The following is a 24009-nucleotide window of genomic DNA, read 5'->3' as shown; positions in this document are numbered from 1 at the left end:
GTGTACTGATCTTCTGTATTTTGTCAACAGTCATTTTTATCTTTACAGCGTTTCCCGGAAGTTCGGCGGTTTCTCCCAAGTCCGAAGCTGTTCCGATCTATGATTACAAGATCGTGAGCGCCTATCCTCACGATCCCGGCGCGTTTACCCAGGGACTTATTTTTGAGAAGGGCGTTTTATATGAAAGTACGGGAATCCGGGGACGTTCCTCTTTGCGTAAAGTGGAATTGCAAAGCGGAAAGGTCTTGCAGTTTCTCAGACTGCCAAATCAGTTTTTCGGAGAGGGCATCACGCTTTATGGAAATAAAATCATTCAGCTGACCTGGCGATCCCGTACCGGCTTTGTTTATGACAAAAACAGTTTTGAACTGCTTAATACCTTCACTTATCCGACCGAGGGATGGGGCATTACGCATGATGATACGCGGTTAATTATGAGTGACGGCACATCTGTATTGCATTTTCTGAACCCTGAAAATTTTAAAGAAACCGCTCGGATTGAAGTGGCTGACGCTTACGGCCCGGTGGAGCGGCTGAATGAATTGGAATACATTCACGGAGAAATTTACGCCAATGTCTGGCAGACGGATCGTATTGCGAGAATCAGCCCCCGGACAGGTCAGGTGACAGGATGGATAGAACTGGCAGGGCTTCTGAGTTCTGATGATCGCAAGTATCCGGTTGATGTACTCAACGGTATCGCGTATGACACTGAGGCAGACCGTTTGTTTGTAACCGGCAAGTTATGGCCCAAACTCTTTGAAATTAAATTGGTTTTCAGATAACGCTCTGAAGCTTATATTCTCATTTTTCCCTCCCGTTTCCCCTCGATTCTTTTGTTCTCTCGTTCCCACGCGTTGCGTGGAAATGCAGGGCAAAGGTTTTGCGTCCGATTTTGCACACGACTCCTCTCTGCGTATTCCGCAGATAAAGCACAGGCTCATGATTGGTCACGGGACGCGAAGCGTCCCTCCTGCATTCCCACGCAAAGCGTGGGAACGAGTTTAATGCACAGGCTCATGACTGGTCACGGGACGCGAAGCGTCCCTCCTGCATTCCCACGCAAAGCGTGGGAACGAGATTAACGAGCTTAACGAAATTAAAGCGTGGGAGCGAGATTAACGAGATTAACGAAATTAAAGCGTGGGAGCGAGATTAACGAGATTAACGAGATGATACGAAATTGACGAGATGATGTCAGAGATCATAGGCAGAATTTTTTATTGCGGAGTCCTGAAATTCGTGCTATATTTTTGATTCAGTTATCAATAAATAAAAAATAATGAGGAAAGGAAACCCGGCATGAGTATCCAACCCCAAGGCGAGGAAATAAGAAAAGCAGTAAAATGGATATCCGAAGAACGAAAATTCAATTCAGAAAAAGAGATAAAGAAAGTCTTAGAGGAAGCCTGCATAAAATTCGATCTGTCACCAAAAGACGCGGATTTTTTAAGGCGGTTTGTTATTGAAAACGAAACATAATTTGCGCGTCTCGTCCCCCAAAATGTGCGGTGGGTTGCGCTTCGCTCCACCCACCCTACATTTCCGGGTAGTGCGGTGGGTTGCGCTTCGCTCCACCCACCCTACGTTTCCGGGTAGTGCGGTGGGTTGCGCTTCGCTCCACCCACCCTACGTTTCCGGGTACTTTTAAGGTGGTTTGTTATTGAGTGCGGTGGGTTGCGCTTCGCTCCACCCACCCTACGTTTCCGGGTACTTATTGTTGTGTTTAAGAAGGTGTGTTCCGAACAGAAAAAATTGAGATATCAGCGTGTCCAGAATAAAAATACTTCCTGAAAACCTCTCAAATAAAATCGCCGCGGGCGAAGTTGTCGAACGCCCGGCTTCCGTGGTCAAAGAACTTGTCGAAAACGCGCTGGACGCAAACAGCAGCAGAATTATCGTGGAAGTGGAAAAAGGCGGGCGTTCCCTCATCCGGATATCCGATAACGGTATTGGAATGAATCACGATGACGCGCTGCTTGCCACAGAACGATATGCAACCAGCAAAATCCGCAAGGATAATGATCTGTTTTCAATAAAAACTCTCGGTTTTCGAGGAGAAGCTCTGCCGAGCATCGCGGCCGTATCCCGTTTTACCCTTGAGACCAAAGATAAAACCTCCGAAGCCGGAACCCGTATCATTATAGAAGGCGGAACAATAAGAGATGTTTCCGAAATTGGCGCGCCCGCGGGTACGCTCATTTCTGTGAAACAGCTTTTTTTTAATACCCCTGCCAGACGGAAATTTTTAAAGACCGTCAACACGGAAATGGGGCATATAGCGGATACCGTTGCAAACATCGCCTTAGGCTGGCCCCGGGTACAGTTCAGGCTTCACCACAATGGTAAGATCGTTAAAAACTGGATTGCGGTATCTGATCCCGCGGACAGAATTGCTGATGTTCTCGGTAAAGATATGAGGAATATGCTTCACCGGACGGACGCAGATGACAATGTGATTTCAGTTTCCGGCTGGATTGCTTCTCCCCGGATGGCACGCAAAACCTCCCGGGGAATCTATGTCTATGTAAACGGCCGATTTGTAAAGGACAAAATCATTCAACATGCGCTGTTCCGGGGATATTCGGGAAGACTGATGAAAGGACAGTTTCCGGTGGCCGTTCTTTTCATCAATATTCCCTCTGATCAGGTAGATGTGAATGTTCATCCGACAAAAAACGAAGTCCGGTTTGCACAGCAAAACAGGGTTCATGGCATTGTGGCAGATGCCGTGTCAAAGGCTCTGAATCTTGCTGACCGGCCAGTGCCGCCCACCTCTCGTTCCCAGGCCAAAAACTGGGACCGGCGCGAACCATCGGAACAGCCTTATATTTCGGAAACTGCTGATTTTTTCAGCCCGCAGACAGTTCCCTTGGAAAAAAAAAGAGAACATCAGGATATGTCTTCAAAAAAAGGAGACATACGCCCCGCTTTGCCAGTGAAAAAAAAGAAATCTGAAAGCATAAAAACTGAGGGGGATGAAAGAACGCGGTTTTTCCCTGAAAAGCAGGCATCACTGTGGGAAAATAAGCCATTCCGTGATCTGAGAGTGATCGGACAGTTTCATGGCACATACATCATTTGCGAGTCTGATGAGGGGCTTGTGCTGATTGATCAGCATGCGGCCCATGAGCGGGTTCTTTTTGAGCAGTTAAAAAAACAGTCTTCAAGTTCCCGGAACACCAGCCAGAAACTTCTGATTTCCGAAACCATTGACCTCAGTTACAGCGAGGCGGACATACTGGAGAAACTCATTCCTGATTTTAATGACACAGGGTTTGAAATCGAGCCTTTTGGCGGAAACACCTTTGTTGTGAAATCTGTCCCGGCCATTCTCGGACACGGAGAGATAAAACCGCTAATTACTGAAATTGTGGAAAAGATGGCCAATATCGGAGTTGCCCCGGGCCTTGAAAACATTATGGATGAATGTCTCATTCTCATGGCCTGTCACGGTGCGATTCGGGCAAATCAGCAGCTTTCTGATGAGCAGATCAGAACACTTCTGACCCAGCTGGATGAATGCGAAAATTCCTCCCACTGCCCCCACGGACGCCCCATATTGATCAGATGGACATTATCATTTCTTGAAAAATCTTTTAAACGGATTGTGTAAAAAACGCTGAACAAAACTATTGTCCGACCAAATAAATTCTGAGGGGTGAAATTCGACCGCCGGCGACATCAGAGTCATCCGTGTTAATCTGCGGTTCAGGATTATCCGTTACATACTGCTTGCATAAAATCAACAAAAAGTGTACAGACGATCATATCCATAAAACAAGCGTAAAAATGCTATTATTTCATCATCAGGAGGCCGATTATGGCGAGAACAAAAATTGATTACGGTATTGATCTGGGAACCACCAATTCCGCAATTTCCCTTATGGAAAACGGGGAAATCAGGATTATAAAGAGTGATAAATACCAAAAAGACACCACGCCCTCTTGTGTTCAGTTTAACAAAAAAAAAGCTGTTTTTGTCGGCGATGATGCCCTGAACCGATACCGATATGAAGCTCTGAAAGCCTTTAAAGCCTTTACCCGGTCCGGATCAGATTCAACAGAAGCAAAAATCAATACATTTATTGAATTTAAAAGAACCATGGGCACGGATAAATCCTATCCCAGCGAATATATGAACCAGTCTTTTGCTTCGGAAGAACTATCCGCAGAAGTTTTGAAAAAATTGAAAAGCTATTTAAAAAATGAAAATATAACTGCTGCAATCATTACGGTTCCTGCAAAATTCCGACAGAATCAGATTGACGCGACCCAGCGGGCTGCCACTCTGGCAGGATTTAATTATTTTGAATTACTACAAGAACCCATAGCCGCGTCATTGGCATACGGCATTGACGCGAAAGACATGGACGGACACTGGCTGGTGTTTGATCTCGGGGGCGGCACGTTTGACGCTGCATTAATGAAAGTTGAAGAAGGCGTCATGAAAGTTGCGGATACCGAAGGTGACAATCATCTCGGCGGGAAAAACATTGATTATGCCATTGTGGATAAGCTTCTCATTCCTTATTTAAAAGAGAATTACACGACAGACAATATCCTTTCGGACGAGCGGGGCAGAACACTGCTGAGAGATGCCTTGAAATGGATTGCGGAAGAAACCAAAATTGTCTTATCTGCTGAAGATCAATTTGAAATCTATACAGATGAGCCCCTCGGAGAGGATGACAACGGCGAGGACATGGAATTAGACCTGACCGTCACTTTGGACGATTATGAAAACGCAGCCCGGCCGATCTTTCAACGCGCCATTGATATTTCCGTAAGACTTTTGGAAAACAATAAGTTAAAAGGTTCTGATTTAAAAACGGTTGTGTTAGTCGGCGGCCCCACCTTATCTCAGACCCTGAGAAACATGCTGACAGATTCCCTGTTTGCGGATAATGACAACAAAGATTCTCAAATTTTCTCTTTTCTCTCTTCCGCGACAGACCCCATGACCGCGGTTGCCAAAGGTGCGGCTCTGTTTGCTTCAACCCGGGATATTCCCTTAAACTTGCAAAAAAGAGACAGAACAAAAATTCAATTAACGCTTAAATTTCCAGAAACAACAGTGGAGACAGAGGAAAATATCGGTATTCGCATTGAACGCTCCCGGACAACAGGCCAAATTCCGAAAAAAATATTTGCAGAGATCATTCGGAATGATCAGGCATGGTCAGGCGGAAAAGTTGAAATCCAGAATGACGCGGAAATTGTCCCGATCATTCTGAACACGGGTAAAACCAATGGGTTTGCCATTACATTATCTGATGAACAGGGAAATATTTATCCGTGCGAGCCTTCTCAGTTTACCATTATCCAGGGATTGAAAGCCGCAACCCCCACCCTGCCCTTTGCCTTGTGTATTGATGCTTATGACACTCAGAAAGGAAAACAAACATTGCAGGCCATGAGCGGCTTGGACAAGAATCAGTCCTTACCTGCAAAGGGACAGGGCATTTTCAAAACCCAGAAGAAGATTCACGCGGGAAATAAGCAGGATGTTATCAGGATACCGATTTATGAAGGGGATCCGGGCACACAGGCAATTCACAATAACCAGGTGCATGAAGTCTTAATCACCGGAGAAGATTTGCCCGAGGATTTGCCCGAGGATATGGATGCGGAACTGATGCTTGAGATTGACAGTTCGAGAAGGATGAAATTATCCGCTTATTTTCCGTATATTGACGAAACTTATGAAATTGATCTTCCGGATAATACGACAAAAGATTATGACGCGGATGTCCTGGAAAATGAAATTCAGAAAGCGCGACAACACACCGCAAAACTGGAGAATATATCGCCGGGCACATGTGGGAAGTCAGGGAATGAATTAAACGAACTGGCAGGACTGCTGAAAAACGCCAGGGAGGATCAGGACACAAAAACCCAGGTAAAGGAACGTCTGAGCGAAGTATTGAAAGACCTGGATAAGACAGAAGAGGAAGGCGAGTGGCAAAAAACAGAGCAGAAACTCACCAATGCATTGAAAAAAATCGCTGTCACCTGTCAGCGATACGGCAATGAAAATACAACTCAGCTGGTGAATCAGTATCAGGAGCAGGCGCATACAATTATCCGGGAAAGGAATGTGAAACTTGCAAACGCGCTGACCGAGGAAATCCGTGCTTCGGATTTTGCTCTGGTAAGTCAGGACATCGGCTTGTGGATCAGTTATATCAGACGGTTTGATGAAGAATTCGACAAATATCACTGGAAAGACCGGGTGGCTGCAAGGCAGCTCATCAGTGAGGCAAAACAAATTATTATGAAAAATCCTTCAAAAACGAAATTACAACATATTGTCAAACAGTTATCCGGTATCCTCTCTGAGGCTGACAAGCCCCTGACCGACACCATTGATAAAGAATTGTTAAGAACGAAACGCTAAAAACTTTTTGTTCGAATCGGATCAAAAAACTTGATCATCGAGTTTTAGCTTCACCGCTGTTTTCAAAACAGGAGACAAAAACAAGGTCCGAACAGACTGTAAGAAAGAAAAAAATATGATACAGGAGTGTTCCGTACAATCGCTGACTATCCTTTTGGTCGAGGATAATCCGCTTAACGCGTTGATTGCAAGCCGTCTTTTAACAAAATCAGGTCATACATTTGTCAGCGCTGCTGACGGAAAAGAGGCTTTGGAAGCCCTTTTAAAAGAACATATTGATCTCGTGCTGATGGACCTGGAAATGCCTGATATGGACGGAATGGAAACAACACGGCGAATCCGTGACGGCGAGGCCGGTGAGGAGAATCGAAGCGTTCCCATCATCGCCATGACCGCCCATAGGCTGAACGAAGTCAGGGAAAAATGCAAATCTGTCGGAATGAACAATTTTATTACCAAACCAGTTGATTTCCATAAACTTAATGCACTGATTCAACAGAGTGTTCCGAATGCCAGGGGCCCGTGTGATTCAGGAAAGGCCAAAACAGTGTATGAGAAAGAACAAACTATTCTGAACAAAAAAAAAGCATTAGATCGTATTCAGGGGGATGAGGCGCTTCTCCGAAAACTGTATGATATTTTCGTCAAAACGGCTCCGGAACTAACAGAACAGCTCCGGCGGGCCATAACCAGCGACAATATAAAAGACATTGCTTTTTATGCCCATTTTTTCAAAGGTCAGGCTGCCGCGATAGGTGCCGAATCTTGCTATGAAATTGCAGAACAGATGGAGGATATCGCTACAGAGGGGAGGTCAGATCAGATCGGGCAGTTCTTTGAAAATCTCGAACAGGAGCTGATCAAAGTGATGACGCTGATCAGGCAAGGATGACCGGGACTGTAAATAATGAGAAAAACCATTGACTTTTCTATTTCAACAGAGGTCTTAACATATGAAATTCATCGTTGAAACTTGTTTTCCTCGAAATGATATTATCACCGGAACCTTTAACCCTGAGATTTTCACCGCAAATCTGAGTCAGGTCATCCGCTATTACAATGCCAAGGCCACCATTGCCCATTCATTATATACCGACGCTGCTCAGTTTTTTCGTGACGCGACCTATCCCACGGAAGGCATGAGACGCCTGTTCTCAGATGTATTTGGCCGCGTGTCAGGAGACAATTCTTTTCCCGCGATCCACAGACTTGAAACCGCGTTCGGCGGGGGCAAGACCCATACGCTGATCGGACTTGCCCACCTGGGATTCAGGGGCCGGGAACTTGCCGAACACGTCAGCCAGATGCTTGCGCCTGAGTTGCTGCCTGCCCCGGGAGAGATTCATGTTGTGGGGGTGGCCGGAGACGAACTGCCTGTGCATAAGCCCAGGGGAACCGCTCTTCTGCCTTATACGCTATGGGGAGAAATTGCGTTTCAGGTCGGCGGTGAGGACTTGTATCATCAGATCAGAAATGAGGCAGCATCGTATGCCGCGCCCGGACGAAATTATTTTGATACAGTTCTGGGCGGAAAAAAAGTGCTTCTCATGCTGGATGAACTGGCTCAGTACGGGGCCAGACTTCAGGCCGCTCGGCCTGATGGCGGAGATCAGCTTGCGGCATTTCTCATGTCATTGCACGGCTTTGCCAGACAGCATTCGGGGATTGCCGTGGTACTCACATTGGCGGGCGCGGGCGACGCATTTGCAAGGGAGACGGAGAAACTGGCGAGCCTGATCTCAAAAGTGAAAGGTGAGGACATTAGTACTGAACAGGCTGCCCAGGTGACACAAAAAGCGGAAAAAAGCGTTATCAGCGTCGTATCCAGAGACGCCACAACAGTAGTGCCGGTTCATGGGAATGAGATTTCCCGCGTGCTTTCCAAAAGGCTTTTCCATTCCATTGACTCCCGGGAACCGAGAGTGACAGCAGACACCTATATGGAGATGTACAAAATACATGCTTCCGAACTCCCGGCCCGCGCGTCACGGGAAGATTATCGCGATATCATGCTTGCGAGCTACCCGTTTCATCCCACCTTTATCCGTTTTCTCAATGAAAAAATGGCAAGCATTGAGACCTTTCAGGGGACACGGGGTGTCCTGAGAGTGCTGGCCCTGGTTGTCCGCGGTTTATGGAAGAAAAATGGAAATCGTGTTCCCATGATTCACACCTGCCATCTTCATTTGGCGGATCCGAGAACGGTGAATGAAATTTTAGGCAGAACTGGCGGAGGGGACCTTCTTCCGGTGCTGAATACCGATGTGGGCGGTCCTGATACTTCAGGTCTTGCCGCGGGCCGCAGTTATGCCCAGATGGCAGATCAGAAAAATCCGCATCCCCGGGGATACCCGCTTTACGAATATACATGGAAAACCGTGTTTCTGCACAGTCTTGTGGGACGCTCAAAATCCCTGGGCTCAAATCTTTTCGGAATTACAGAGCCGGACGCGCTTCTGAATGTCGCGTTTCCCGGGGTAACACCGCCCCAGGTTGAAACCGCGTTAAAAGAGATTGAGAACAGCGCCCAGTATCTCCGTTTTCATCAGGCACGGTATTACGCCAGTCTGGAGCCGTCGGTAAACCGTGCGCTGGCAGCGATTCGGGGCGGACTTACAAGGGACCAGATTGACGAACTTCTGGCGTCAACTGCCCGGAAGGTTGTCAGACGGGAGGAAGGCACGTTTCAGGTGGTGCATGATGTTTCCGCGCCCGAACATGTGCCGGACAAAACCAAAAAACCGATTCTCGCAATGATCGGGCTGGATGCGGATCAGATTGTTCCTGAACAGTTTTTTACGACCGCAGGTGCAAACCGGCCGCGAATACAACAGAATATGGTTTTTCTCCTTGTTCCCAGAACGGTCCGCACCCAGTCCCGGGATATGGAAAAAACCATGCAGGCCAAAGACATGCTGAACCGCATGGAGGGCTTGGCGCGCACGGTGCTTGCCATGCGGAGGCTCAGAAAACAGCCGGAAAACTACGGAATAAGTCTGACCAAACTGATTGAAAACGAATTTGAACCCAGGTTAAAAGAACGGGAACTCGCACTGATCACCACGGTAACTCAGTGTTACGACGGGCTTTGTTTTCCTTCGGCTTCGGGTCAGGTGGTTCGTAAGGAAATCAGCACAGGCGGCGGGGAAGGCGGCGCCTCGGTGATTGAGGAAATTCGCCGTGTGCTGAAAAGCGAGGGCGAACTCATTACCACGGATATGGCGTTTACCAAAGAAACATCTTATGCGTTGAAAAAACTTTTTTTTGAAAGATATCAGACCCCGGGGCTGAGTTCGATACGGGAGAATTTTGCCTGTAAGCGGCAATGGCCCATTCTGGAAAGTCCGGCCTTACTGGATCAGATCATCAGAGCCGGAATGGAACGAGGGGTCTGGTGTCTTTTTCGCATGGCAGGGCAGACTGAAAAACCAGATGAATTTTTCAGTCGGGACACGGAGAATCTCCCTTTTAATGCAGATCTTTCGGCAAAGGGCTGGTCTCTCATCAGTTCCCGGGGGGCCGGCCAGCGAGGCTGGGAACCAGCACAGATTGATAAGGAAAAGGTGAAAAGTGTGGTTGCCGAAACCGTGAAAAAATATGAAGCGGCAACTGTGGCAGATGTGATTTGTCAGGTAAAAAAAGAATTCAGCGATATTCCTGACAGAACCGTAACAGATGTCACAACGGATCTGATTCATGGCGGAAAACTCGCGTCTTACAGCGGAGAACCTGATCAGCAGGAAAAACCTTCGGATTTAATGTACGGACAAGGTGTTATTGCCGCTGTTGTCAGACCGGAGACGATCCTTGCCACACCGGAGCTTATTACAAAACGAGGATGGATAAAGAAACAAGCAGAAATCTTTATGCTTTCGGGCCGGGAGGGCGCGAATCGGATGTTTCCCTTACTCGGAACTATCGGGAGTTTATACGCAAGGGGTGCCAAATCAACGATCCGAACGCTTGAAATGATTGACTTGGAGATTCCAAATGGCGGCAGGCTTCATCTGACAATGGAAAATGTTCCGCCCGAAGGCATGAAAACACTGGATGAGTTTTTGGAAATTCTGGGGGAAATTGTTGCACAGGGCAGCGGCACTGAGCTTGAACTAGAGATTGAAGACCCGGATGACGCTTGTCTGCTGATTCAAAAACTAAAGGGAATATAAAGATTCAGGGGAGGGCGCGGCATGCTGAAATTATCATGTCACAGGACGCCGTCCTCCCCGGACGTCATTCCGGGGAAAACCGGCGCGATGTGCGGCAATGCCACGAAGGCACGAAGGCGCGAAGTCTCACAAAGGATCCCTGCGTCTCTCTGTGTCCCCGTGTCTTTGCGGCATTGTCTTTTCGGTCAAAAAAAAATCGCACGCGGTCCGGCATCTGAAAATATCACGATTTTCCGGAACGGCGGGGCCCTCCCCTGAATCCGTTATAATCAGAATAAATTCAGTCCAGGTTGCCAGAAAGCCTGCATCAGCTACAAATCAGAGGTGCTGTCAAATGAAAATTGTTTATATCTTACTCATTGGAATGATCCTTTTTACTGCTTCAGCTTATGCTGAGTTGAGCCAAAGCTCAGACCCGTCAGCAGCGACTAAAAAATCTGTCAGAATTGTGGGGGGCCATGACGCGGAACCAGGAGACTGGCCCTGGATGACAGCATTGATTGAAGGTGACGAGTCCTCCAACTACGACGGCCACTTCTGTGGCGGCTCTCTCATCCATCCCCGCTGGGTGGTCACAGCAGCCCACTGCGTAAGAGATGAATGGCTTGGCATTGATATAGCTCCTGAAGATATTGATGTTGTTCTGGGTGTCCATGATCTGAAAAATGACACAGGGCAACGGATCAAAGTCAGAAGAATTATTTCTCATCCTTCCTATGACGATGAGTTGTGTGATTCAGATATTGCGCTTTTGGAATTAGAAGAAGAAGCTTCTCAGGAAGTTCTCCCTCTGGTTCCAAAGGACAGCGTCATAGAAGGAAAAGAAGCTGTGGCTATGGGCTGGGGAGATACGGATGTGAATAGTTTTAAATCGCCGGAGACCTTGCAGCAGGTTTCCCTTCCGATTATCTCCAATGAAATATGCAGCCAGGCTTATGCTGCTGATGACATTACAGATAACATGGTGTGTGCGGGCTACGCCGAAGGCGGCAAGGATTCATGTTTTGGTGACAGCGGCGGCCCCCTTATTGTGCGTGATGGGAACACATGGTCTCTGGCAGGAATTGTCAGTTGGGGGGAAGGATGCGCGGAACCAGGATATTACGGCGTCTATACACGAGTATCTCAATTTCTTGATTTTATCCATGAATATGTATCCACCCTGACCCTCAGCCTTCCTGACAATGCCACAGAAGGAGACGGTGTCCTTAAAGAACAGGGAATCGTGAGCATACAGGAAGGGGCGGAGAGTGATCTTTTGGTGAATCTGAATTCGGACAAACCTTTGGAGACCATCATACCAGACACGGTTATTATTCCCGCAGGCCGGACTTCTGCTGCTTTTGATATCACTGTTCCGGACAACACATTCCTTGATGGTTCACGGTCCGTTATTATTACTGCATCAGCTTCTCAGTATGGAAGTGCAACTAACATAATTAATTTAAATGACAATGAAAAAGCGAGTCTCACCCTCAGTGTGCCTGAAACTGCTTCCGAAAGCGATGGCGTACTTTCTGATCAGGGAACCGTTACGGTCAGCATCGCGGTGGATCAGGATGTATCTGTAATGCTGAATTCAGATGATACAACTGAAGTCACTGTTCCCGCGAACGTGATTATCCCCGCGGGTCAGACCACGGCGACATTTGATATTACAGTCATTTACGATGGAGAAGCAGATGATACCCAGACTGTAATGATCACCGCGTCAGTGACAGGGTGGGACTCCGGCACCGGCCATATGAAGGTGACCCATTATGATTTTGATTTTTTCACCGAAGCATTTGAAAATAATGATCTGGCTTATCAGAGAATTACATTTACGCCGGATGGCTCAGAAAATTTCTATGAAGCCTGTCACGAAGCGGCCGCGGCTTTTCCAACTGATCCCGGGGACGGAACCACGCTTTCTCTTCCGGATGATGCTTATGAATCGGTTCTTCTGTCAGGTGGGAAACAAGTATCCCTTTATGGCGTGAGCTATTCCTCATTTTATGTGGGAAGTGACGGTGACATCAGTTTTAAGTCCGGCATCAATGAACAGGACAGATCATTGGCGTTTCATTTTAAGGAACCTCGTATTTCGGCCCTGCTTGATGATCTGGATCCCGAAGGAACAACCAGCATAACCTGGAAACAGATGGCTGACAAAGCTGTTGTGACTTATCTGGATATCCCGGAATTTACAGACTCGGATTCCCGAACTCCGGCCGGACATGCGCAAAATAACCTTCTCGCCAGACAGAATGTTCTGAAATCTCCTCGCACGAATTCAAACAGCTTCCAAATTGAAATGTTTTTCAACGGTGTCATTCGCATCACCTATCTGAATATTTCCGCAAGAGACGGAATCGCAGGGCTTTCAAGGGGAGACGGTGTTCCTGAAAATTTTACGGAGAGTGACCTCAATGCTTACAGACCATGTAAGTTTCTGTTGATAAATCTTCCTGAAATCGTGTCGGAGAGAGATGCTGTGCTTACAGGCCAGGGAGCGGTAAGTCTGAATCATCCGCCGGACAGTCCGCTCATTATCTGCCTTGGCTCAGATGACACTTCTGAAATCACCGTGCCTGAAACAGTGCTTATTCCTGCGGGACAGACATCGGCGACATTTGATCTGACTGTTGTTGATGATGGTGTTTATGACAGAATGGAGATCGTCACGATTACCGCGTGTGCTGAAAATTGCGAGTCTGTTTCGGAGATCATCCGGGTGACGGACAAAGATGCAGTCACTGTTCCCGGGGATATTGATTACAGCGGCGGTGCCGCGGATTTACGAGACCTCATCCTGACGTTAAAAGTATTGGCCGGAATCCATACTGATGATTATATTTATCCAGGTGCGGATGTCAGTGAAAACGGAAAGATCGGACCCGAGGAAGCGATATTTATCTTACACTCAATAGGAGGTTTGATATGAAAAGAATAAGCGTGCTGAAAAACACGGTCCAGGAATACGCATGGGGGTCTCATACGGCTATGTCGGAGTTGCTGGGCAAAAAACCGCCTTCGGACAATCCCCAGGCCGAACTCTGGATGGGAGCGCATCCCAAGGCCCCTTCCCGGGTCAAATCCGGTGGCAAATGGATATCCCTGTCAGCGTTAATCGAAAAAAATCCGGAGGATATTCTCGGAAAAGCAGTCGCGGAAAAATTCAATAACAAGCTTCCGTATCTTTTCAAAGTCCTTGCTGCTGCAAAACCGCTTTCCATCCAGGCGCATCCCAACCAGAAACAGGCCAGGCAGGGCTTTGAAAGAGAAAACCGGCTGAATATTCCCCTGGACGCGGCCAACAGGAATTATAAGGATGACAACCACAAGCCCGAATGTATTTGTGCGCTGACCCCTTTTTGGGCGTTGAACGGTTTTCGTAAAATCTCGGATATGTTGCCGCTGATGGAGAGAATCTGTCCCAAAAGACTGGAAAACGAAGTTGATGATCTTCTGAAACAGCCGGATCGGCGAGGTTTGACACGCTTTTTTCATGGACTGATGACAATGGACCTTCATCGCCAAAAAGAAGTCATTGCCAATGCAGTTGTCAATGCCCATAAATATGCGGAAGACGATCCGGTTTTTAAGTGGATCATTAAGCTCCACAGTGTTTATCTGTCAGATATCGGTGTGTTGTCTCCTATTTTTCTGAATCTGATTTGCCTTGACCCGGGCCAGGCCATGTTTCTTCCGGCAGGCGAACTTCATGCATATCTTGACGGCGTGGGAATCGAACTCATGGCGAATTCGGACAATGTATTAAGGGGCGGACTCACTCCCAAGCATGTTGATCTGACTGAGCTTCTGAGAGTACTCAATTTTCAGGAACGAGATCTAAATATCCTGACTCCTCAGAAAATCAGCAAATATGAAAGCGTGTATTCCGGCAAGGCAGATGAATTTGTTCTGTCTGTTGTCTCGGTGAAGAAAAACATGACAAATGCGACCTTTGCCACCAAGAGCGTTGAGATGCTCCTCTGCACCAAAGGGACGGCCAGGATCATTCCGGCGGATAAGAAATATACCGTCAAAGTGAATAAGGGAACATCCGTGATTATTCCCGCTGCCGTGGAAAAATATCGCATTGAGGGAAATGCCGTGTTTTATAAGGCATCGGTTCCGCTCATATCGCCATATTGAAAAAATCACATTTGCCGGACAGGGCTGCAACCCTCGTCTGGCAAACTCCGGTCAAATGGTAACCGAAATCTTCAGAAAAAGGGGAGATATAAAATGGCAAAATACACCGGAATCAGTCATCTGGCAATGGTCACAAAAGACATGGACACCACCATTCGTTTCTGGCGGGATTTGCTGGGAATGCGTCTTGTCGCGGGTCTCGGACATCCCGGGTACCGGCATTATTTTTTCGAGATCACTGAGCATGACATGATCGCGTTTTTTGAGTGGCCTGATGTGGAAAAATGTCCTGAAAAAGATCATGGCGTACCGGTCAGAGGCCCTTTTGCATTTGATCATGTCTCATTTGAGGTTGAAAGCGATGGTGATCTTTGGGAACTGAAAGACAAGCTCGAAGCTGCTGATATCTGGGTTTCAGAAGTGATTGATCATGGTTTCATTCACTCCGTTTACACCTTTGATCCCAATAATATTGCCATTGAATTCAGCGCACCTGTGGCGGAGATAAACATCAGAAAAAACCCGAAAATGAGGGATACAAATCCCTCTCCGGTTGCACAGGAAGGAGCTGAACCTCGTCCCGGACATTGGCCGGAAGTCAGCAGGCCCACCCCGCATGAGGCGCGTAAAATTTATCCGGGTGAGGGGACAATTCTGAGAAGTTCTTCTTTAGTCCCCGATGACGGGGCAGGCTGACAAGGAGACGGATAGCAGAAACCTTTCATAGTCCGAGGGGAGGCTGGCCAAGCCTCGTGGAGGCGATATATTTGTAGCATTTATCTTATAAGACATTTTCCCCATCAGACAACTGCTCCGCAATAATCGCCTCATCATCTTTCCGAATAAGTATTCAAAGCGATGAACAAACTTATTGTAGTGCGAGGGTCCGCAGCAGGTGAATCACCTCAGGCATCCCAATTTTTCCGTCTTCATTTATATCTGCACTCAGATCAATAGCCACATCCCCTGTGTCTCTTTCTGACAATATTTTCAGGGCCAGGATAATATCATTCAGGCCCGCTGCCCCGTCATCACTAATGTCAACACAGTGGATTTTTTGGGTACTTCCTCCCACGCACTTCCCGCATTTGTCAATAAATGCAGTGCCGCCCCATTCCTCGTTGCAGTCCTGAATGCAGGCCTCTTTTCCAGTATCTCCGCCCACACATTCATCACAGTTGTCAAAGAAGGCTGTGCCGCCCCAATTACCGTTACAGTCCTGTTCGCACGCAGTCTTTCCGGTATCTCCCCCCACGCATTCCTCGCATTCGTCAATAAAGGCCGTGCCGCCCCAATCACCGTTGCAGTCCTGTTCGCATGCAGTCTTTCCGGTATTTCCCCCCACGCATTCCCCGCAGTTGTCAATAAAGGCCGTGCCGTGATGATCACCATTGCAGTCCTGTTCGCAAGCGGTTTTTCCGGTGTTTCCCTCTACGCATTCCCCGCAGTTGTCAATAAAGGCCGTGCCGCCCCACTCTCCGTTGCAGTCCTGTATCACACTTTCCGGCGGATTGCTGGTGATCTTCAAACTCCATTTCCACTCATGGTTGTCTCCCTTTACAACCCAGTCATAGGTGTCTATCGTCGGCCCATCCCACGGATCCATCAGGTACATGGTATCACCGTCTATTCCATGGCCAACAAGGATATGCGCCCCGCCGCTGGTCCATTCCCAGTTGACCACGACCGGCCTGCCCGCGTCCATCTGTGTCTGAACAACGGACTGAGATAATGCTCCGTCGGATCCCGAACTTCCGATTGTGCCGAAGTGGAGGAGGATTTTATCCACCCCGTTTCGTGGGGGGTTTTTGCCGATGCCCCACAGATAGTTCCAAATATTGGCACCTTCTGTTCCGTAATCAGCGATCTCAGTCTGAGTTTTTACCACGCCGTAATATTCGAGAATGGCTTGGGAAGATGCTGCCCAGCACCATTCTGACTTTTCCTGATTTTTCTGGGGAATGTTCAGAATAGCGGCGGAAGCGGCTGTTATTCCCAGTTGAAAAGCTATTAATGCGGGCAGAAGGTATTTTTGCATCAACAAAAAATATTTCATAGCGGCCCCCTATGAGAATTAATAATCAGATAATTTTTCATTTTTCAATTCAATATTCAATCGCTCAATGGTATGGGAAAGCTCATCCAAATTTGAATCGGTCTGAGCAGATCGTTTTTTGACGCTTCTCTTCTCCGGGGAGAGAGAGGTCAGATTATAATCCCCTTTTTCCGGCACGGTGAAAAGATATTCCCCGACCTGAAACACGGCGATCAGTCGCGGGGCATATCCCCTCTTTCGGGACCATACTTTGCTGACTTTGCCGAGCTGGCGGGCCAGTTTTGCCCGGCCCAGTGAGACTGCCTTCCATTGACCATTCATCTGATCCACAATCAGAATGGCCCGAAATTCATCTTTAAGCATCACCGGGAAATACCACATTCGGGTTTCAGAGATGAGGGAATCAGCCGTATCCCCGGGCTGATATTCGGAGATGGCCGCGGGGGGGATTGTGTGAAGTCTGAAAGGATTTCCCAGGTAAGCCTGATCGGGATTGTCTGTTTTTGTAAAACCGAATCTTTCCTGCTCACCCTGAGGAATTCGCCTGAGGAATGGCAGCAACCCCTCTTCTGCCGCCTGAATCACATCCGGAGGCGTGTCTGCTGCCATACTCTCAGACACGACAGGGAGCAGAAGAAGCATACAAACAAGTATCCGGGTAATCTGTTTTTTGGTCTGCATGATTAAAGCTCCTTTTAATGCCAGTAGATTGAAAAAGTTTTCAGGCCCTGGCGGGGAAGACGGGGCAGACGGGGAAGAAACCCGTTTTTTCCGGCAGCGGGGGACACTTTGTCCGGGCAAAAAACCCGGGTTTCTCCGCTCTTCCGCGCACAGCCCGAAAATTTTTCGATCTGCTGAATGTAGAAAGTTACACTGTCACATCACGGGCGTATTGCATATGCCCTTCCATGACTTTTACCGTGAAAATATATTTTGAAACGCCGAGTTTTTATCTGAAAACATTTTCATAACCGGGGGCAAAAAACCCGGCTTTTTCATGAGCGTTTATTATTATTAACAGTTTACACAAAGAATTGCTGATTATAACAAATCTTATCAGAAATAAAGTTTTTATTTGCTTAACAAATTGAATTACCTAACTTTTACAAGTGAGAATCATTTTTTCTGATCAGAATTATATTCTGCGAGGATTCCGGTCTGTTTTGTTATAAATTAATGTAAAAATCAGGTGATTGGAAAAAATCACATAATACTGAGGCCACACACGCCTGGAAAAAGGTTATCCCATAGCTGCCGGAGTTATAAAAGGTGCATGTCGATATCTTGTGAAAGACATAATGGGCATCACAGGTGCCGGACGGAGCCTGAGGGGAGCTGAGGCCATTTTAAAACTACGATCCCTGAAAATTAGCGGAGAATTCGACGATTAACGGGAATTTTATGAGGGGCAGGAATTTGAAAGAAATCATTATGGGGAATATGCCGAGCCTGAATTTTTAAATAATCTCTCCTGATTGTTCGTCGTCCTAAAGTAGCCAAACCCATCTTATTTTAAAAAGTGCTAATTATCTCATTTACTGACTAAATTCTAATGCCGCTTGTTTAATGTTTTTCTCAAATAATTCCTCAAGAGAACCGTCATCAAGCATTTGCCGAAATTTTTCATTTATGGAAGGCAGATATCTTTTAAAAGGTGACTTTTTCGAGAAGGCAAGATATATATTATTCTCTGAGACAGTTTGGGGAAGAACCATAAATTCACGGTCTTCCTGCCTTCCTTAAACGCCGATGCCTCTTTCCTGTCTGCCTGAACACCGCTGGGCCGTATCTGCATATCTCCCCATGCTTCTGGCCTGCTGCGCTGTTCAGAACAGAAGTAGTGTTTCTCTTACCAGTGAAAGCATTTCTGATATGACAGCTTGTCAAACCCAATATTTGGCAATCCCAGGCATTCCCTGACCCCTCCTGTTTTTGCCAGTCCGTCATCAAACAGGGAACGGGTCTGGGATGAACATCTTTTACCTAAATGACCCCAAGTAGGCTGAAGGGGATTAAATTTGTCAAACTGTATCTTACTTCTGAAGCCGACAAAAAACACTCTCTTTCTGATTTGCGGAACTCCGTAATCTGCGGCATGCATCTCAAATCAAGACTGATTTTGGCCGGTACAAGCTTTGCCAACCTGAAGTCTGATGCAATATATTCTTCTTTGCTTTTAATCCATACATGCAACCCCAACTTACAAAACAAAGATGCGCTCCTTATATTTCAGATAAGGCTGATTCAGTCGCCTTAACAAGTTCTTTAAAAAATCGGATACATTTATCAAGCTCTTCCTTTTTTACAATGTGAGGCTGAGTTTGTTCGGTTATAGATGCTTTTTGGATAGCCTGACTTTAATTTTTATCTGAAAGCATCTACATATAGATGCTTTCAGATACCTTCCGCTTTAATTTAGAGCATCAGCAAATCGAAAAGAACAGATTCTGAAAACCCGGGTTTTTCATCTGAAAATATTTTTATGAACCAGGGGAGCGGAAAACCCGATTTTTTCAAAAGCGTTTATTCCGATTTCATTGCTTCTTTAAGCTTTTCAAGTTCATCTGCCTTCATGGTAAAACCATGTTTTTCTTCGGGGAACGTTCCCTTTTCAACATCTGCTTTAAACTCGGCAAGAGCAGAGGAAATCGTATCACTGATTTTGGCATACTGCTTCACAAATTTAGGCGTAAAACGATCAAACAAGCCCACCATATCATGTATCACCAGCACCTGGCCATCACAATCCGCACCCGCACCAATACCGATGGTGGGAATGGAAACCGCGTCTGTGACCATTTTTGCGATGGGGGAGGGAATCGCCTCCAAAACAATTGAAAAACATCCAGCGGCTTCAAGGGCTTTTGCGTCATCTATCAGGGCCTGTGCGGCTCCGGCACTTTTCCCCTGAACCTTAAATCCGCCAAGAGCCGAAGCAGTCTGCGGGGTAAGGCCGATATGCCCCTGAACCGGTGTCCCTGATTTGACAATTGCTTCTATGACCGGGACCATGGTTTTTCCGCCTTCCAGCTTAACACAGTCGGCTCTTCCTTCTTTCATGAATCTGTTGGCGTTTTCAATGGCTTTTTCCACAGAAACATTATATGAACCAAAAGGCATATCCCCGACCACAAGAGCGTTTTTGGCCACACCTGTCACCGCTTTCACATGGTGGATCATCTCATCCATGGTGACAGACACGGTATCCTCATAGCCCAGAACAGCCATTCCCAGAGAGTCCCCCACGAGAATCATATCTATACCGGCCTGATCCACCAAAAGCGCGAAGGGGTAATCATAGGAAGTCAGCATGGTAATTTTGGGACCGACAGTTTTTCGAGCCATAACATCCAAAATAGTCACTTTCTTTTGTTCCATTTTTTATCTCTCCAATTTGGTTTAGAGGTGTTAGGTGTTAGGGTGTTAAGTGTTAGGTGTTAAGTGTTAGGTGTTAGGTGTTAGGTGTCAGGTGTTAAGTGTTAAGAAGGACCAAAGCTACAGGTTCCTAACACCTAACACCTAACACCCTAACACCCTAACACCCTAACACCTAACACTTTTTTTAAAATCGTTTTTCCGAAGTCGCCTCCAACGCTTCAATAATTTCAGATAAAAAGACATTGTACGGAGTGGAAATCCCCAGTACTTTGCCTCTTTTAACAATTGCCCGGTTGATTGCGCCCACTTCTGTATGCGCGCCTTTCAAGATATCCTGCAACATGCTCGCCCGATTTCCGGCTGTATTTTCGCACACTTTTTTTACGGCCTCCAAGGGGTTCGCATATGGCAATTCTATACCAAATGCTCTGGCCACTGTTTCCGCCTCCAAAACAGCATTTGACATGATTTTTTTGCATTCCGGTGTAACCCCCAGCACGCCGTTGGGTACGCGGAGAATCGCGGCAAGCGCATTGATACCCACATTAATAATCAGCTTTCCCCATATCAGGCTGTCTAAGTTTTCGGAAACACTCACATTAATACCGCCGGCCTGAAAGGTTTCCGCAATTCGGTTCAATGACTGACTGAGATGGGAAATGCTGCCGATATAAGTGGGCCCCTCACCAGCATGGCGTATATGTCCCGGCTCCACGAGCGTGGCCCCGTGGGAAGTGACACCTGCAATTGCTCGTTCTTTTCCGACAATATTTGCAATTACCTCCAGATTTCCCAGCCCGTTTTGCAGTGTGATCGCCAGTCCCTTTCGTCCCAATAGCGGTTTGGCGCTCTTTGCAGCGGCTTCTGTGGAATAGGATTTGGTGAAAATAATGGCCAAATCAACGTCCGGCTCCACTTCTGACGCATCTGTTGTGGCAAACATCTGATATGTTTCAGAGGTTCCGTCGGTCTTTTCAATCACCAATCCGTTTTTCTTAATGGCCTGAACATGCTCTTCGGAAAGCGTTATCAGATAAACATCTGAAACAGATGACAACATCGCCCCGAAAAGGGATCCCATGGCCCCGGCTCCTACGATGGCAATCCGCATTTATTCCTCCTTTTTTCGAGCCATGAGTCTGGAACAGACCTCATGGTGTAAGGCAACAGTACTTGTTACAGCTTACTCATTGCCGGCTTTTAAGGATCAGGAATTTAATAAATTCCCCGTTTTTTGTCACTCAGGTAGGAATGAAATTTAAAAAGATTGGGAGTGTAAGTCAGCCTTGCACTCTGTTTTTTTTATTGCACAGAAAACATATAAAATCATTATCATTGCAAAAATTTATATGATGTCGTAAAAATTACAGTCTGTTTAATTCAGAATGAACACATCCCTATTAAATGAATTCCTGTAATTTTGTTTTTATCATGCTTCTTATTCTTTTTCAATATTTTTTATTCTTTTTCAACAAACCAGTGTACGCTGTTTAAGGTCCTTTGCAATTACCATATAAACGCTCATAAAAAAGCCTGATTTTTCGCCCCCGGTCATAAAAATATTTTCAGATAAAAAACCTGGGTTTTCAAAATGTATTTTCACGGTAAAATCAATGGAGTCTGATATAATTTCTGCATGACTGCTCACGAGAATCATTCTGGAAATAAGCAGGGAAGCGTGTCTTTTTTTCTCTGTAAAAACAAAGTTATCGCTGACACTATATTGAAAAATATTTTATTTTCAATGCATTAATTTTAAAAAATCATCTGGCAAAATAAGTACCTAACCATAAATTTTTAATATCTGCCCGGAAAGAAACCCGGCTTTTTTTCCGGAATGACGCGTCCCGGATAAAGGAAAAAGCCGGGTTTCTCCGCCGGTCGCGGAAAAAAAGATATATAAAAAACTTTTGATCGGGTACTTAGTTTAAGTGCATTGCAGATATCATTCCGGGGCTTGACTTTTCTTTCTCTTTTGTGAAATAAATCTGAATCAATATCCCCCGGAAATTGCCGGGCCGTTTATCGGACATTCCTGAAGGAAGCACACAATCGGAAGTGTTAAGTAAGTACCTGGCCATAAATTTTTGATATTTGTCCGGGGAAGAAACCCGGCTTTTTTTCACAGACCCAGTTCCTTCCCCTGACAGGGAAAAGCCGGGTTTCTTTAAATTATTGATATTTGTCAGGGGAAGAAACCCGGCTTTTTTTCACAGACTCAGCTGCTTCCCCTGACAGGGAAAAGCCGGGCTTCTTTAAATTATTGATATTTGTCCGGAGAAGAAACCCGGCTTTTTTTCACAGACTCAGTTCCTTCCCCTGACAGGGAAAAGCCGGGCTTCTTTAAATTATTGATATTTGTCCGGAGAAGAAACCCGGCTTTTTTCACAGACCCAGTTGCTTCCCCTGACAGGGAAAAGCCGGGTTTCTTTAAATTATTGATATTTGTCCGGGGAAGAAACCCGGCTTTTTTCACAGACCCAGTTGCTTCCCCTGACAGGGAAAAGCCGGGTTTCTTTAAATTATTGATATTTGTCCGGGGAAGAAACCCGGCTTTTTTTCACAGACTCAGTTCCTTCCCCTGACAGGGAAAAGCCGGGTTTCTTTAAACTTTTTGATATTTGTACGGGGAAGAAACCCCATATGCATCAGGCTAAGATCGTAACTCATTGTTTTTATTAACCCGTGATCTGCCGGACGGGGTTTGCAACCCCGTCCGAAATATTTTCCGACCCCCGAAAACAAACGTTTCGGACGGGGTTGCAAACCCCGTCCGGCAGTCTTAGCCTGATGCATATGGGAAGAAACCCGGCTTTTTTCACAGACCCAGTTCCTTCCCCTGACAGGGAAAAGCCGGGTTTCTTTAAACTTTTTGATATTTGTACGGGGAAGAAACCCGGCCTTTTCCCGGAATGATTCGCCGGCCCTGAAGGAAAAATCCGGGTTTCTCCGCGGTTCGCAGAAAAAAAATGGCGAAGTTTCTGAGTATCCGGTACTGATGAAAGGACATATGTCAGGCTTTATTTTTAAATCTGTAGTTGCCATTTTTTAACAAAATTTTACTCTGACAACCCGTTTTTCATAAAAAAAATAATTAGATATCAAAACAAGTTCTGACTCAGTCTGATTAAGAATGAGAAAAACAGATAGAGTAAAATATATCAGATTCAGATTAATATCTAAAAACATTGATTTAAAATCCGTCATTCTATTTCCACGCAGAAACGAGATGAGCGTATGACACAGTAAATGAGATTTCAGATTGGCATAAGGTTTCCCCGGCAGGAATGGAAAAACATGGCAAACAAATTTTTTACAGCATATGGCGGTATGCAAAAATTTAACTCTGTTTTATTTGTTATACCCTTTTACTCATTTGAGGAATATTTGAATATTTATTTAAATAAAAAATACAGTTAGTTATAAAAAATAAAATAAAACAGAGATGGCTGTGTAAGAAAAAAAATTGCTTCGTGTATTAATTAACTGAAAAGTGAAATTCCGAGAGAGAAAATGGGCTTCGAATTATTTGAGCTGACAGTTTAAATAAAAGTATGATTGTTGTTTTCCGGGGGTGTGTTTCTCTTTTTTCACACAAAACTGATTTTACTCAGATGGTTGACAGTTATGATCTAAGATCGGACAGACTATTTTTATAATCAAATTAAAAATATGAATTTTGATGCCGCCTTAGTCCGCCTAATCCGAGTGATGATCTCGAAAGTAACTGAAACTCAGTCGTCCGACTTTTGTGTAAAACGCGGAATACACTTTTTTATTGCAGCAGAGGTAAAGAATAAAATTCTTTACCTTCCGTTGTTAGTATTATAAAATTTTTTACCAACAAAGAAAAGGGGGGATGCCAA

At 46.0% G+C, this 24009-nt stretch carries 15 protein-coding genes and 1 pseudogene; 11 read left to right on the top strand and 5 right to left on the bottom strand.

The genetic code is table 11. The annotated features are described in order from the left end of the window. Window positions 1–20: 20 nt before the first annotated feature. The 10 genes from dnm_RS14015 to dnm_RS13970 all read left to right on the top strand — a co-directional run bounded on the left by dnm_RS14015 (window position 21) and on the right by dnm_RS13970 (window position 15405). A complete protein-coding gene (locus tag dnm_RS14015) occupies window positions 21–785 on the top strand; it encodes a glutaminyl-peptide cyclotransferase (RefSeq protein ID WP_207683258.1) in 765 nt (254 codons plus the stop codon). Between the two features lie 161 nt (window positions 786–946). Next, window positions 947–1159 (top strand): hypothetical protein, encoded by a 213-nt coding sequence (locus dnm_RS14010; RefSeq protein WP_207683257.1) that lies wholly within the window; start codon window positions 947–949, stop codon window positions 1157–1159. Window positions 1160–1302: 143 nt separating this feature from the next. Continuing rightward, entirely contained in the window at window positions 1303–1482 is a 180-nt protein-coding gene (locus dnm_RS14005; RefSeq protein WP_207683256.1) for a hypothetical protein, read from the top strand. Window positions 1483–1768: 286 nt separating this feature from the next. Beyond that, complete coding sequence (mutL, locus tag dnm_RS14000) at window positions 1769–3616, top strand: DNA mismatch repair endonuclease MutL (protein ID WP_207683255.1); 1848 nt, start codon at window positions 1769–1771, stop codon at window positions 3614–3616. A 207-nt stretch (window positions 3617–3823) separates the two neighbouring features. Continuing rightward, window positions 3824–6400, top strand: coding sequence for an Hsp70 family protein (locus tag dnm_RS13995; RefSeq protein ID WP_207683254.1), 2577 nt, complete (start codon window positions 3824–3826; stop codon window positions 6398–6400). A 115-nt stretch (window positions 6401–6515) separates the two neighbouring features. Beyond that, window positions 6516–7292 (top strand): response regulator, encoded by a 777-nt coding sequence (locus dnm_RS13990; RefSeq protein WP_207683253.1) that lies wholly within the window; start codon window positions 6516–6518, stop codon window positions 7290–7292. A gap of 61 nt (window positions 7293–7353) precedes the next feature. Continuing rightward, window positions 7354–10569: an ATP-binding protein gene (locus dnm_RS13985; RefSeq protein WP_207683252.1), complete on the top strand. Its 3216-nt coding sequence runs from the start codon at window positions 7354–7356 to the stop codon at window positions 10567–10569. Between the two features lie 334 nt (window positions 10570–10903). Further along, on the top strand, window positions 10904–13495 hold the full coding sequence (locus dnm_RS13980; RefSeq protein WP_207683251.1) for a serine protease: 2592 nt from the start codon (window positions 10904–10906) through the stop codon (window positions 13493–13495). After that, window positions 13492–14709 carry a mannose-6-phosphate isomerase, class I gene (gene manA / locus dnm_RS13975; protein ID WP_207683250.1) on the top strand — a complete coding sequence of 406 codons (1218 nt, stop codon included), beginning with the start codon at window positions 13492–13494 and terminating at the stop codon, window positions 14707–14709. Before dnm_RS13980 ends, manA begins: the two co-directional genes overlap by 4 nt. Window positions 14710–14802: 93 nt before the next feature. After that, a complete protein-coding gene (locus dnm_RS13970) occupies window positions 14803–15405 on the top strand; it encodes a VOC family protein (RefSeq protein WP_207683249.1) in 603 nt (200 codons plus the stop codon). 172 nt (window positions 15406–15577) lie between these two features. Here the strand turns inward: dnm_RS13970 and dnm_RS13965 are convergent, their stop codons facing one another. Both dnm_RS13965 and dnm_RS13960 read right to left on the bottom strand, forming a co-directional pair. Next, on the bottom strand, window positions 15578–16765 hold the full coding sequence (locus dnm_RS13965; RefSeq protein WP_207683248.1) for a C39 family peptidase: 1188 nt from the start codon (window positions 16763–16765) through the stop codon (window positions 15578–15580). A gap of 18 nt (window positions 16766–16783) precedes the next feature. After that, window positions 16784–17446 carry a hypothetical protein gene (locus dnm_RS13960; RefSeq protein ID WP_207683247.1) on the bottom strand — a complete coding sequence of 221 codons (663 nt, stop codon included), beginning with the start codon at window positions 17444–17446 and terminating at the stop codon, window positions 16784–16786. Window positions 17447–17994: 548 nt separating this feature from the next. On the opposite strand from dnm_RS13960, the pseudogene dnm_RS31790 reads away from it, so the two are divergent. After that, window positions 17995–18240: pseudogene (locus dnm_RS31790) on the top strand (ISKra4-like element ISBeg3 family transposase); the annotation flags it as partial. A 374-nt stretch (window positions 18241–18614) separates the two neighbouring features. Here dnm_RS31790 and dnm_RS31625 read toward each other — a convergent pair. From dnm_RS31625 to dnm_RS13940, 3 genes are all read right to left on the bottom strand, one after another. Then, window positions 18615–18866 carry a DNA cytosine methyltransferase gene (locus tag dnm_RS31625; protein ID WP_353740335.1) on the bottom strand — a complete coding sequence of 84 codons (252 nt, stop codon included), beginning with the start codon at window positions 18864–18866 and terminating at the stop codon, window positions 18615–18617. Window positions 18867–19288: 422 nt separating this feature from the next. Beyond that, the gene (panB, locus tag dnm_RS13945) at window positions 19289–20143 is read right to left on the bottom strand and encodes a 3-methyl-2-oxobutanoate hydroxymethyltransferase (protein ID WP_207683245.1); all 855 of its coding nucleotides are present in this window, start codon (window positions 20141–20143) and stop codon (window positions 19289–19291) included. Window positions 20144–20327: 184 nt separating this feature from the next. Next, complete coding sequence (locus dnm_RS13940) at window positions 20328–21254, bottom strand: ketopantoate reductase family protein (RefSeq protein ID WP_207683244.1); 927 nt, start codon at window positions 21252–21254, stop codon at window positions 20328–20330. Window positions 21255–24009 lie beyond the last annotated feature (2755 nt).

The sequence above is a fragment of the Desulfonema magnum genome (assembly GCF_017377395.1).
GTDB lineage: Bacteria > Desulfobacterota > Desulfobacteria > Desulfobacterales > 4be13 > Desulfonema_C > Desulfonema_C magnum.
Note: the sequence above shows the minus strand (reverse complement) of the source record. Positions and strands in the feature narration are given on the sequence as shown.